Below are 12,540 nucleotides of genomic sequence, written 5' to 3'. Positions count from 1 at the left end.
CGGACTTACACAAATCCGGGATGAGCGGGTCCAAGGGAACTGGGTGGCAAGACAGACAGGTCAAAGGGCGCCGCCGGATTGCCCGTGGCAAGAAAACCGTGCCAGTAGGACTCACCGCGGAAGAAGATGTCCGTCTTGCCATCGCGGTTGTAGTCGTACAGGAACCAGGATTCATCTGGGGGCGTCCCGTGCTCCCATGTACGGTTAAGGAGTTCTGCAGGGGTGCAGAACGCAAGCCTGTCCTCGAAGCGGATACGTCGCGTAGCTCCCTCGTCGTAGTGGCGCAGGAAGGCCACGCTGATTGCGTCAGTTCCCGTAGCAGACGGATTGATGGCGGTGGGCGCCTCGCTCCCACAGCTCTCGTTATCACGCCGGTCTTTGACCCAGACAATATCTGCCAACCCATCGCCGTCTACGTCGGCAATCTTCTTTCCTTCGTACTTCGTAAAGCTGCCAATCTCCAGAGGATCTAGCCTGACAGCGGCTCCAAACGGCCGATCGAAGCCCGCGTGCTCGGTCGCTGGCTGAGCGCTGCCAGGGTCGGATCCACCGTAGCTGAACAAAGTCGGCCGCAGGCAGACGTGTGTGCCTTCGGGCTGAGCCGGGTTCTCCGGCGCACATTCCTGCAAACTGTGGAGTTGTCGAGTGCGAAGGTCATTCGGCACCGCGGATGGCATAGCGAGGTAGTTGAGCTTGTAGCGCCGCTGCAGGATTGAGTTATCCAAAACGTCGATATGCTGAAGGCGGCGTGAAGTGCTGAAGCGGCGGCCGGTGACAAAGTGGTCGCGCTGGAGCTGACCGCCCTGATAAGTGAAGCGCACCTCACTGTGCGGAGCAGCAGACTGCGTTTCGCTGCCGGCATATTGAATGGAGTGAATCAGCAACGCTCCGACACGCTGATACACGCCAACAGCACCCGGGCTCAGCGCCATGTCTGCCGTATAGAAGTAGTCGATGTAGTTGCCGACCGAGTCCCGGCTTCGGTTGATGGCCCAGAGATAGAGCGGGCCATCGAGTTGGGCACCGCTGGTCAGAACTGGTAGAGCAATGCTCGAACTCGGCTGCGCCGGCTGCCCCACGCCGTTGTGCAGGCCGTACCAGCGGCGCTGGCCGTCCTTGCTCTCCACGCTGAAGGCACGCGGACCTGCGTTCGGCAGACTGTTGCTGCGATACGCACAGATGCGCTGATGGCTGTCGATCTCGGTGCGCATCTCGGTCGCGGTGTGTCCGGCGACCGCCGGGCAACCGGTCTGCGCCGCAGCCACGGCATTGAGCAGGCGCTGGCCGTCCAGACAGAAGGCGTCGCTGTCGGTAAAGGTGATGCCCTCGAAGTCCTCGAAGACGGCACCACCCGGACGGGTCACGTTGAAGTCGCCCGCTTCCCGCGTGCGGCGGCAGCGGGTGATGTTGGACAGGCCGGTGAGGCTCCAGCCGCGGCCGATCGAGCCGTCGCCGCCCTGGCTGGTGTACTGGAAGCCTAGCTGTGGGGTGACGCCGGCCCGGCCCGGGGGCAGGGTCAGCGGGATGGCGTAGGTGGCGGCACCGCTCTCGTCAACGCGGAACGAGCCGGGCAGGGTGCCGACGCTGTCGGACGCCTGCTCCAGCGCAGTGCGTGCCGGCGCATTGGCCGGCGCGGGTGCATCCAAGGAAAACTGCTGAAAGTCCTGCACCATCTGCGGATTGCTGCTTGAGTCCCGCACTACGAACCTGACGTTGTAGGTGCCCGGACCCACGGCCTTCCACAGCAGCGTATGCGGGGTGCCGTCGCCGGTAATGCCGATGGAGCGATTGTCGACGAAGTACTCGACCTGCAGCGGCGGCACGCCGCCGTACACCTCGGCGCTCAGGGTGACGTCAGCCGGCGCCACCGTGCTGCTGCGCACCGCATTGGTGCTCTGGATGCGAAGCGGCAGGCGTTCCACGCGAACGCTGGGTGTCGAATGGAGAACTGTGCCCTGCCAGTTGACCAACTCGAAGCGGACCAGATCGCCCGCCCTCAGGGTATCCACCAGCCCTCCATGTCGGCCTGAACTCAAGTCCGCACTCGGTGAGAGCCCTGGCGAAGTCGCCAATTGAACGCGCCTAACCCGCGCTGAGTCCTCTGCGGACGACCAGGAGACACTCAGCGGGCACGAGCCGCTGGGATCCGCAGGGCAAACCACCTTGTCAACATGGATAACGTTGAGATCGGTGAGTTTCCGGAGCCCACGTTCAGCTCCTGCGGGAGGTAGCAGCAGCGTCACTGACTGGCCCTTCGGGTTTCCCGGGGCGTTGGCAGGCATTTGAACGACAGGTCGCCCAAGACCCGTCATGCAGGGCTGGCCGTTGCAAGTGCTTGGCGCAGAGAAAGTTCGCGTCCAGTGGCTTGCCGGCGGCAGCCATTCCTGCCTGGAGCACCCCTGCCCGCTGTCGCAGGGCCAGTTGGGAATGAGCTGGGGGTACTGAGCAGTTGTTACGTAGTAGTACGCGTAAGGCAATGTGCGTGCGGTGCCCAGCGTCAGCTCGGTCGGCGCCGCGGCATCAGTATCCGTCGCGTCAAGCCAAACCGGCTGGCCGCTGTCGTCGAACGTGGTCAGGATTGCGGACTCGCGATACACCGTCGAACCGTTGCGCGTGAACGCAAGTACCGTCTGGTACAGGGACCAGGCATCCGTTCCATCTGCAGACCAAGCGCCGCTGTAGGCGGGAGTGACTGAAGAATTCGAGTAGTTGCGCTGAGGCTCGCCCTGCGCTGCGATGCCGAAGTCCCGCAGGCACTCAACGGGCGCCCAGGCGCCGTTGAGCTGCCACTGAATGGCCAGCCGTGACGCGTCATCCGCTTGAAACTTTACGCGAACCTTGCCAACCACGATCCTGTCGCTTCTTCCCGGCTGCGGCCGATCGAACTCCCAGCGTTGTTGGAACAAATCCAGTTCCAGGTCCGGAGTTGCCCCTGTCTGGGGCGGGCGAGGTAACCAGTTGTCGTCCACGGCAACGTACCAGGTCGGTCTGCCCAGCGCGTCATAGGAAAACCAGGTCATCGACAGCACACGAGCACCGGGGCCGGTTGGCCCTTGGTAACCACTCGTGGTGTTGATCGCCCCGAAATGGATGTCCCAGCCGGTGCCGCTGCGCGCAGGGTTCCACCAGCGCCCCGGGGAAACCGGGGTCGAGCCCGGCGTCGGGGAGAGTTCGTTGGACGAACAGACCGTTCCCAGCGTCGGTGGTGTCTGCGACCGCGTCTCAGCCCACGCGCCGCTGCTCACCAACAGCACCACGGCACCCATCAGCCAAGTGGCCAAACCCCTGATTCCACGACCTTTCATCGGTCTTCCCCTGGATAGAAACCAAAAAATTGCCGCCGACATGCGCTCGGATGTCTGCCGGCCCGGAGTCAGTAACGAAAACGTGTAGGGGTTTTTCCCACACCGTTCGCTTCGGGTTCGCGCCATTCACCGAGCCGCATCCTTGGACACCTCGATCCGTCGAGGCTCGCTCGACGGGCAAGGTGGCTCCGCTGCCGCTCGCGCCACGGATGCCGGTTCTGCGGCCCTACTCGCAATCCGGCGACGAAATCGATCAGCTCAGGTCGACACTGCGGGGCTCTCCGTCGGGCAAACGACCTTTCTGCAGGCAGAAGCTGCCCCGGGCTTGCCGGCGACACGCGCGGGCTCGCGGGCGCTTGGCTGCAGGTGTGTCAGCGATGCGGCCGCGCGGTCGGGTGGCATCTGCCGAGCGGGTCGCGTTCGCGCCCGTCGAGGTCTGGTCCATACTCGCGGGCCTCGCACGTTGCGTGCGCTATAGGCACTGCGGTGCACCCTGTCTTTCCAGATGCTCCCGTATCGATCTGTCGCGTTCTTCCCTGCCGTGACGCCATCCGATAGCGCTGCACCCCAGCCACCACCCGCGCAGGGACAGCCCTCGCATTGGCATTGGGCTGTGATCGCGCTGCTGGTGCTGCTGCAGGTGCTGGCGGGCCTGTTCGCTGCAGTGTCCAGCTCGGACACCAACCGCGATCTGTTCATGGCCCAGCAGATCGCCTCGGGCCAGTGGTTTCCTGTGCTGGGGCCGGCCATCAACGGCATGGTCCATCTGGGGCCGCTGTGGTTCTACCTGCTGGCGCCCGCACTGTGGGTGTGGCCGAACGCTGCCGCAGTCACCGCAACCATGGGTGCGATCTCGGGCCTGCAGTTCCCGCTGGCCTACGCACTGGGGCGTCGGCTGGGCTCGCCCAGCGAGGGTCTGCTGTTTGCGCTCGCGCTCGCCTTGCCATCGTGGGGCGTGACTGCGTTCGGCTCGCTCACCCACCCGATCATGGTGGTGCCCAGCCTGCTGTTCGGCGCCTGGATGGCGCTGCGCTATCGCGAGCGTCCCGGCGTTGTTCGGGCTCTCGGCGTCGGCCTGGCGCTGGCGCTCATGTGTGCGGCTCACCCCACGCTGGCCCTGCTCGGCGCCGCGCTGGTCGCCTGCAGCCTCGCTATGGCGCCCCGCGACTGGCGCGCTGTGCTGCATCTCATGGCCATGGGTCTACCCCTGCTGGCGTCGCTGGCGCCGATGTTGATCCAGCAGTGGCTCGGCGGCACGGAAGCGCCCGACCGACTGTCGACCTATGCGCGATCCGACTGGAGCCTGCCTTCACCCATGGCTGGCCTGGAGCTCATCCATGCGGTGATCGTGCACGCGCCGCACTATCTGGCGCGCTACTGGCTCGGGCTTTCGCGCGAGGCTGCGGCCGTGCTGTTCGCCGCCTACCTCGCACTTCTGGCCTTGGCCGCCGCGGGCCTGTCGCTGCGCCTGCGCACCGAGTCCGGGCTGAGGCGCCGGGTGCTGGCGCTGGTGGCGCTGCTGCTGCTGCACTCGATGTTCGTCGCTGCAATCCGCGCCTGGATGCCGCCCTGGATGGTGTATGCGCACTGGCTTTTCATCGCCGCGCTGATCGCCATGGGTCTGCAGGCCTGGTGGTCGCGACCGCTGCTGCGCAGCGCCGTCCTGCTGCTGTTCACTGTCGGCGTAGGGCAGACGGTAGCCTGCTATGCGTGGCTCAACCGCACCGAGGTCTTCCCGGACGTCGACGCCTCGGGGGGCAGACACCCTTACCTGGATGTCCGTGGCTACACGGATCTCGAGGGTCGCAGTTTCCGCCTGCCGCGCACGCGCTTCCTGGACTTGTTCGACCTCGCTGCGTTCACCTGTGAACCGGTCACCGTATACGGTCATCTGGCGCAGCAGCTCGAGTACACCTCGGCGGTCAGCCTGCTGCATGCCTGCGGTGATGCGCACGCCCTGCAGTTGGGCGGGCCCGGACAAGTGGGTGGTGCCGCTTGGGTCGGCCTGCAGCGGGACGCTTGGCGTGCCGCCAATCTGCTGCCGCAGCGGAGCATCGGGCGCATGGGCCTGTTTCCGGGCTCGGTGATTCTGCACAGCGGGCCGCCGCTAAAGGCAGTACGCCCCGAAACCAACGCACTGCCGCGACGGGTCGAGGCGCAGGCGCGGGACTTCGCGCTGTCGGGCCTCTCGCAGCCCGGCAGCGTGATCGTCGTGGCGCACCGCGCCTTCCGCTATCTGCCCTTTGAGCGCGTTTCGCTTGCCCTCGAGGGTCAAGTGCTCAGCCCTGCCTATGCGGACCTGACGCTCTCACTGTTCGTGATTCCCGGCGATGCCGACGCGGGCGCGCGCAGCTGGCAGCTGCATCTCTACGCCAGCCCTGAACACGTGGACGTGCTGTCCCTGGAAGCCTCGCCCGCTAGCTGAAGGCCAAACTTCATACCGCGACTGCCCTGCGCGCCTGCCGCGGGCACGCGCTACAGAATCGGCGCCAGCCCCGCGCCAAAGGCCGTGAGGATGCGCGTGTTCATCGCCTTGAACGGGATCTCGACCTGGGGGAAGTCGCCGACCGGCGTGTGGCAGTCGGCGAAGCGCGGATCAAAAGGCGACATCGGCGCGCAGCCGGGGCCGCCGGTGTACTCCCAGCTGGTGGCGTAGCGCCAGGGCCAGACATCGAGGATCGGCAGGTACTCGAAGGCCTTGCCCAGGCTGTAGTTCAGGCCGCGAACAAGGCGCGGCGGGCGGGGACGCGGTGCGATCACCCAGGCGTTGGCGGGCGCCATGTCTTCCAGCAGGGTGTCGCGCAGCTCCTGGGCGAAGGCCACGTCGTGGATGACCACCAGCGACTCGGTGTTGAGGCGGTCAGAGCGCGGGTCGAAGTTGTGGCTGCCGATGATCGCGATGCTGCCGTCGATCACCATCGACTTGGAATGCAGGCCGATGCGCATGCCCAGGGTCTGCAGGGGCAGCGGCCCGCGCAGGGCGCGCCGGCCCGGCGTGTCTGCGCCCGAGCCGGCGGCCGAGCCGAACACCCGCGTCGACTCGCTGCGCAGGAAGCGCGGCGGCAGGCTGATGACGTCGTTCTCCGGATCGAGCTTGAGGGCGATCGGCGCGTTCTCGGGGCGCGGCTTGTACTCGTGGATCTCGAAGCGCAGCTCGCGCAGGTAGGTGCGCTTGTACTTGTGGCTGAGCGCGTAGACGGGAAACGCGTCGGTCGAGGCGAGGCTGTTGGTGCTGATCCGCACCCGCGGCGGCGACTCGCGCTGCTGCAGGCGGCGGAAGGTGGCGCGCGCCTCGCGCGAGAGCACCAGGTAGGGCGTCTGCAGGACGATCTCCTCGCGGGCGCGCTGGACCGCACGGCGCAGGCTCTCGCTGCTGTCGCGGCGGCCAGGTTCGATACGGCCGAGCTGCTTCTCCGGGCCGTCGGAGTAGAAGTCGACGCGGCCGACCCGATGCAGGGGCTCGATCAGCACCGCCTGCAGGCGCGCCGGATCGTTCAGCTCGCGACGCAGGGCCTCGCTGCGCGCCGGCTGGCGCAGGGGCAGCTCGGCCAGCACCTCGCGTCCGCGGGCGGCCTCGTCGAGCAGGGCGCGGACATCGCGCAGGCCTGCCGCAGGCAGGCTGCGCTGGGCCTGCCAGAACTGCTCGAAGCTGCGCAGCATGGCGGCCACCACCGGCCCGCCGACCAGCACGTCGCGATCGCGGTAATTGAAGCCGGGATCGAAGTCGAAGTAGCGGTCCTGGTAGTTGCGTCCGCCGGTGATGGCGACCATGCCGTCCACCAGCAGCAGCTTGTTGTGCATGCGCTGGTTGAACTGGGTGAAGCAGCAGAGGATGCCGCCGACGAACTCGAACTTGTTGGTCGCGCCCTTGCCGAAGGTCGGGTTGTACAGGCGCAGCTCGAAGTTGACGTGGGCCTGGGCGAGCGCGGCCATCAGGTCGACGTTCTCGATCGAGAACAGCTGGTCGAGCAGCACGCGCACGCGCACCCCCCGGCGCGCGGCGCGCAGCAGTTCATCAAGCACGAGATGGCCGGCATCGTCCTCGGCGAAGATGAAGCTCTGCAGCTCGATGCTGTGGCGCGCGGCGCGGATGAGGTGCAGGCGCGCCAGCAGGGCGTCGTGCCCGCTCTCAAGATTGAGCACGACGTGGCGCGGCGCTTCGGGCCTGGAGTCACGCACGGCCTCGGCGGCGGCGACACGCAGCGGCGAGCCTTCGGCGCAGCGGTCGGCGCGGGCGCAGTCGAGGCTGCGGTCCTGGTGCGCAGCGGCGCGCTCGACGTCGATCCGCACCCGCTCGCGCGAGGGCGTGCAGGCGGCGAGCAGCAGGCACAGCAGGGCACAGAGCAGGGCCGAGGGCGGGCGCGGGGTCATGGCAGTGGGCTGGATTCAGCCGAGGTCGGGGCGAGTGGCCGGGGCCGGATGCAGGCGGATGTCGAAGCTGAGCTTGACGCGATCGCTGACGAAGACGCGGCGGGCGGTCATGCCGAACTCGCTGCGGTCGACTTCACCCCGTGCCTGCACCGGGCAGTCCAGTCCGGGCTGGGCGCAATCGGCCGGCAGCAACTCGAAGCTCACCGGCCGACTGATCCCGCGCAGGGTCAGCACGCCTTCGATGGCGCCACCGGCACGCAGCAGTTCCGAGCCCAGTCCAGCCGCGCGGAACTCGATCCAGGGATGACGATCGGTGTCGAAGAAATCGGCCGAGCGCGCCCACTCCTCGTGGCTCTCGCGGCCCATCAGCACGCTGCCGGAGGCCACCCTGACCTCCAGTACGTAGCGTTCCTGCGCATCGGGGCGGACCACACCCTCGATGTGGGCAAAGCGACCATCGATGCGCTTGACCCAGGCGGCGCGCACCGAGAAGCCGGCGAAGGAATGGGCGGTGTCGATGCGCATGCCCGGCTCTCCGGCGGCAGCGCACGCCACCATCGGCGTCGCGCCAAGGGCGAGGCACAGCGCCAAGCCTCTCAAGAAACAGAACGCTCGCGACCCAATGAATCGTCCCCCCCGCGAAGAGCCTGTCCTCGCGTCGGCGGGGACGGGGGCCCAATGTCGCTTGCCGCAGTCGCTCGAGTCCTGGTTCCCCGCCTGCGCGGGGACGGCGAATCCAGGTTTCTTCGAGAACACCTGGTCCGCGACCGAGAACACCTGCACCGCGACGCGGGGCTGGGGACCGCTCAGGCACAGCGTCAAAAGCTGCATGCGCTCCACAGTGCGATTGGCCCTCAGGGCGCCCAGAACGCGGACAGACGCGCCGCACCCGGCTCGATCTCGGCACCGGGCTCGAAATCGAGTACGGCGATCCCGGCCGGCGGCATGCCCCGGTGGTCACCACTCTGGCCCGTCGACAGCAGGGCAGCGAAGGACTCGAAGCCGGGGTTGTGGCCGACCAGCATCAGCACCTCGACCTCGGCGTGGCTGGTCACCACCTCGAACAGATCGCCGGGGCTGGCTTCGTAGATGCGATCGTCGCTGCGCTGGTCGATATAGCCCACCTGTGCCAGTACGCGCTGGGCCGTCGCCTGGGCGCGCCGCGCGGGCGAGACCACCAGTCGCTGCGGCAGGGGGCCGTGCTGCTGCAGCCAGCGGCCGGCCGCATCGGCTTCGGCCTCACCGGTGCCGGACAGCTCGCGCTCGCGATCGTGCTGTCCCGGCTGCTGCGGCTGGGCGTGGGCATGGCGCAGCAGGATCAAGCGGCGCAGTCGACGTTCACTCATGGGTTGGATTCTCCGAAGGCCTGGATTTCGACGTTGGTGCGGTTCCACGTGCCCGACAGCGGCCCGGGCAGGACGATGCTGCTGCTCATCAGTGCGCGGATGCGCGAGCTATAGGTGCGGCTGAGGGTACCCGCTGGCTGCGCCTGGGTGGCGTAGTCCGGATAGAAGGGGCAGCCCGGACAGTGGATCCGCTGGCTGGCCAGCTCGACCGTGCCACTGCTGGCATCGCGCACCGTTCCGGTCAGCCAGCGCGACTGGCCCAGCGCGTCGAACAGGTAGACGCCATTGAACTCGAAGGGCCCGTCGGTGAGCTGCAGGCCTTCGATGGCGAGGCCCCAGCCGCCCTGGCCGGTCTGCACCCAGGCATTGGTGTGGTCCGGGCTGGCATAGGGCAGGGTGCCCGAGGTGCTGCGCAACAGCTCGGCGCCGCGGCGGCCGTCGCCGAACTCCCAGGCGAACAGCTGGGTGCGTTCGTCGATGCTCGCCAGCCAGGTGCGGCCGATCGAGGTCGTGAGCGGCGCGAAGGCAGAGGGCTGCGTATTGCGGGTGCGGAACAGGGGGCTCTCGAGCAGGCCGCCGCGCAGCGGGCCCGCCAGGTTGTACCAGTCGCTGAGGTAGCCGGTGTCGCCGGTGTACCAGATCGCACCCACCACCGGATTGGCGCTGTCGCCGTAGGTGTAGACCGCGAGGCCATTGCCGCCGCGCGCGCTGTCGCTGAAGAAGCCGCGTCGCGGCAGCGGGCGCGCAGCCGTGGCCGGGCAGCTGCTGACCGTCGCGCAGTTCGAGGCGAGCTGCGCTGACAGCACGGTCGCGGGCTGCATGCTGTGCTGTCCCGCGAGCGCCGTGGCCAGGTAGTCGATGCCGACGCGGCTGCCGCAGGAGAGACCTTCGGGGACGCGCAGGTTGAGCTCGACGGTGGCGCTGGCGCCCGCGGCCAGCGCCGGCAGCGCAAGGGTCGGCGTTTCCAGCGTGAGACCGTTCTGCGGCGGCAGGTTCTGCGGGTCGAATACGCAGATCGCCGATTGCGAAGGCGCCGAGTTCGCGGCATTGCAGGCCGCCAGCAGCTGGTCGGTGCCGCCGGCATTGATCAGGCCGATGGTGGCGCCGGCGCCGGCATTGGTGTTGGCACGGCGGTACTGGTAGACCACCTGGCCATTACCCGGGTAGGCGATGGCCTGGAACGAGGCATCACCCGATGGCGAGGTCTGCGACCAGACCTGCATCGCATCCCACTGGAACACATGGCAGGACTGGTCGGCACCGCCCAGCGGCGCGCGCGGGCAGCTCGGGTAGTAGCGGTAGCGCAGCGCACCGCCGGGACCCACCACCAGATCGTCGTGCAGCACGTGCAGACGCGGACCAAGGCTGCCGCGATCGATGACGCCGGTGCAGCTGTTGTCGTAGTCGCCGCCGCTTTCGGCGATCGAGAACGACACGTAGCCGTTGGTCGACATGACCGCGCGGTCATAGGTCTGGCCATACAGGCGGAAGCCCGCACCACCCAATTGGATGATGCTGCTGCGGCCGTCGTCATTGGCCGGCTCGGTGCTGGTGGCAGGCGCCAAGGTCAGCGGCGCGCCGTCGCCGATATCGACGAAACCGTAGCCGCAGGTGCCCGGGTCACTGGCGCTGTTGGTGCCCCGATATCCGAAGCCATCCGGGCCGATCAGGCTGGACTGCGAGTTGGCGAACAGCGCATGCGCGCCGGCCGGCAGGGCAGCGTCGCCGCTGTTGGTGAAGGTGACCGGGACGCGCCAGCGCTCGCCGGGTTCCAGCCCGGCATTGCCGTTGCCGCAGACCTGCTGCGCGGCCGCAGCGGTAGCGGTGATGCGCGCCGAGCGCACGTCGAGGGCGCGGCTGGCAACCGCCGAACAGGCCGCGCCGTCGCTGACCCGAACCCGCACCTGACCGCTCTGGACGCGCGCGTAGCGCACCGTCACGCTGGCGGCACTGCCGCGGCGCTCGTACTCGCCGTCGCCATCCAGGTCCCATTCGTACACATAGCCGGAGCCACTCCCGCCGCTGGCAACGGCACTGAAGAGGACGTCTTCGCCCGCGCGCGCCCCGCTGCCGAAGGCAGCCGATTGCAGGCTGACGGTTGGCGCCGCACAGCCGCCATAGCCATCCTGCAGCTGCGGCGCGCCGCCGCCACGGACCAGCCAGTCACTCATGCGGGAAACCGCACTGCCGCCGCCGGTCCAGGCCTTGTCGAGCGCGCCGTAGCAGTCGAACTCGTTGCGCGCCGCGCAGGAGGCGTTGCCACCGCTGAGTACGCCGATCAGTCGACCGGTATCGCGGCGCCACAGACCAGAGCCCGAGGAGCCGCCTTCCGTGGTGCCCGCCTCCCAGGCGCCGATGAACCAGTGCGTGTTCGCAGTCGAGCCCGGGATGATGCAGTTGGGGCCCACCGAAAGCAGATCGTTGTCGATGCTGATCCGCTTCTCATGGCCGGCGGGGTGATGGATGCCCACGGCACCGGTAGGCGCGACGCCACTGCGATCCCACCCCGTGAACCACGCGTCCGCCGCAGCCGGCACTGCAGCCGTCAGTTCGACCACGGTGAAGTCGGTTTCACGATGCGTGGCCAGCAGCCGCGCGCCGCTCTGTGTCGCAGCGGTATTGCTGGAGCGCGGCAGCTGCTGTCCGCTCGCAGCGCTGCCGGGCGCACGACAGGTCGGGCTCTCATAGCGCCAGTAGAATGTCATGGACTGCACTTCCGCCGCCGTGCTGACGCAGTGATAGGCGGTGAGGAAACGCGGGCTGGCCTGGTCCAGCGCCTGGCTGCCGGTGGCGACCAGCTGGCCGGTACAGACAAAGCTGCCGCTACCGGAATCGAAGGTGTAGTGCGCGACCGAACGGCTCTGCTGGCGCCAGGCGTCGCCCTCGGGGCAGGCCACGTCGATGTTGCAGCTGCCGGACTTCAGCTGGGCCAGCGCGACGAAGGGATCGCGGTAGCCCTGTACGACGCTGCCCAGCTTGAGCTTGGCGAAGTCTCGCGAGCCTGCCGGCAGGCTCAGCTCCAGCCGCAGCGAGCCGGTCTCGACCATCGGCGTGCGCAGATCGCCGCCGGGGCGGTTGTCGGCATCGCTGTAGACCTGGCGCGGAGACTTGTCGCCGTCCGCGAAGATCTTCAGCTCGGCGCCGGCGGGCAGCCGGAATTCGCTGAAGTACAGGGCAAGATTGCGCGCCTGCGGCGCCTCCAGCTGCAGCCACCAGCGACTGGAGCCGTCCTTGGCCTGCGACCAGCTGCCGCCCTGCTGCAGCTGACGCTCGGGCAAGCCCTGCGCCTTCTCGCCGAACACCTGCACCTGGCCGTAGCGCAGGGGCACCCCGGCCTTGCCGTCCAGGGCCCGGTCTTCGGCCGCCAGCTTGGCCACGTCGAGGGCCGGCAGCGCGAGGCGCTCGGCCTGTGCCAGTGGTGAGAGCGCCAGCCCGCACAGGGCCAGCATCAGCGCGCGCGGCGCGCAGGGGGAATGCGGATTCATGGATCGGTGCTCCCGGGCGCGCAGGCCCGCTGG

The 12,540-nt window shown here is 68.1% G+C and carries 6 protein-coding genes; 1 reads left to right on the top strand and 5 read right to left on the bottom strand.

Annotated elements, in window-relative coordinates:
- Positions 1-5 precede the first annotated feature (5 nt).
- The gene (locus Q0654_RS08740) at positions 6-3,281 is read right to left on the bottom strand and encodes a SpvB/TcaC N-terminal domain-containing protein (protein ID WP_298852817.1); all 3,276 of its coding nucleotides are present in this window, start codon (positions 3,279-3,281) and stop codon (positions 6-8) included.
- A gap of 637 nt (positions 3,282-3,918) precedes the next feature.
- On the opposite strand from Q0654_RS08740, the gene Q0654_RS08735 reads away from it, so the two are divergent.
- Positions 3,919-5,730: a hypothetical protein gene (locus tag Q0654_RS08735; protein WP_298852815.1), complete on the top strand. Its 1,812-nt coding sequence runs from the start codon at positions 3,919-3,921 to the stop codon at positions 5,728-5,730.
- Positions 5,731-5,780: 50 nt separating this feature from the next.
- On the opposite strand, the gene Q0654_RS08730 is transcribed toward Q0654_RS08735, so the two are convergent.
- The 4 genes from Q0654_RS08730 to Q0654_RS08715 all read right to left on the bottom strand — a co-directional run bounded on the left by Q0654_RS08730 (position 5,781) and on the right by Q0654_RS08715 (position 12,507).
- Positions 5,781-7,676, bottom strand: a complete 1,896-nt coding sequence (locus tag Q0654_RS08730; RefSeq protein ID WP_298852813.1) for a phosphatidylserine/phosphatidylglycerophosphate/cardiolipin synthase family protein — start codon at positions 7,674-7,676, stop codon at positions 5,781-5,783.
- 15 nt (positions 7,677-7,691) lie between these two features.
- A complete protein-coding gene (locus Q0654_RS08725) occupies positions 7,692-8,201 on the bottom strand; it encodes a YceI family protein (protein WP_298852811.1) in 510 nt (169 codons plus the stop codon).
- A 329-nt stretch (positions 8,202-8,530) separates the two neighbouring features.
- Entirely contained in the window at positions 8,531-9,007 is a 477-nt protein-coding gene (locus Q0654_RS08720; protein WP_298852819.1) for a histidine phosphatase family protein, read from the bottom strand.
- A gap of 11 nt (positions 9,008-9,018) precedes the next feature.
- Positions 9,019-12,507 carry a PKD domain-containing protein gene (locus Q0654_RS08715; protein WP_298852810.1) on the bottom strand — a complete coding sequence of 1,163 codons (3,489 nt, stop codon included), beginning with the start codon at positions 12,505-12,507 and terminating at the stop codon, positions 9,019-9,021.
- Between the last annotated feature and the right edge of the window lie 33 nt (positions 12,508-12,540).

It is taken from the genome of uncultured Aquimonas sp. (assembly GCF_937888285.1).
Lineage (GTDB): Bacteria > Pseudomonadota > Gammaproteobacteria > Xanthomonadales > Xanthomonadaceae > Aquimonas.
This window is presented reverse-complemented; position numbering and strand designations above follow the sequence as displayed.

What these genes read in the sequence shown, in the direction of transcription:
- Q0654_RS08715 (WP_298852810.1), bottom strand. Translation starts at nt 12,507, where the DNA reads ATGAATCCGCATTCCCCCTGCGCGCCGCGCGCGCTGATGCTGGCCCTG.
- Q0654_RS08730 (WP_298852813.1), bottom strand. Translation starts at nt 7,676, where the DNA reads ATGACCCCGCGCCCGCCCTCGGCCCTGCTCTGTGCCCTGCTGTGCCTG.
- Q0654_RS08725 (WP_298852811.1), bottom strand. Translation starts at nt 8,201, where the DNA reads ATGCGCATCGACACCGCCCATTCCTTCGCCGGCTTCTCGGTGCGCGCC.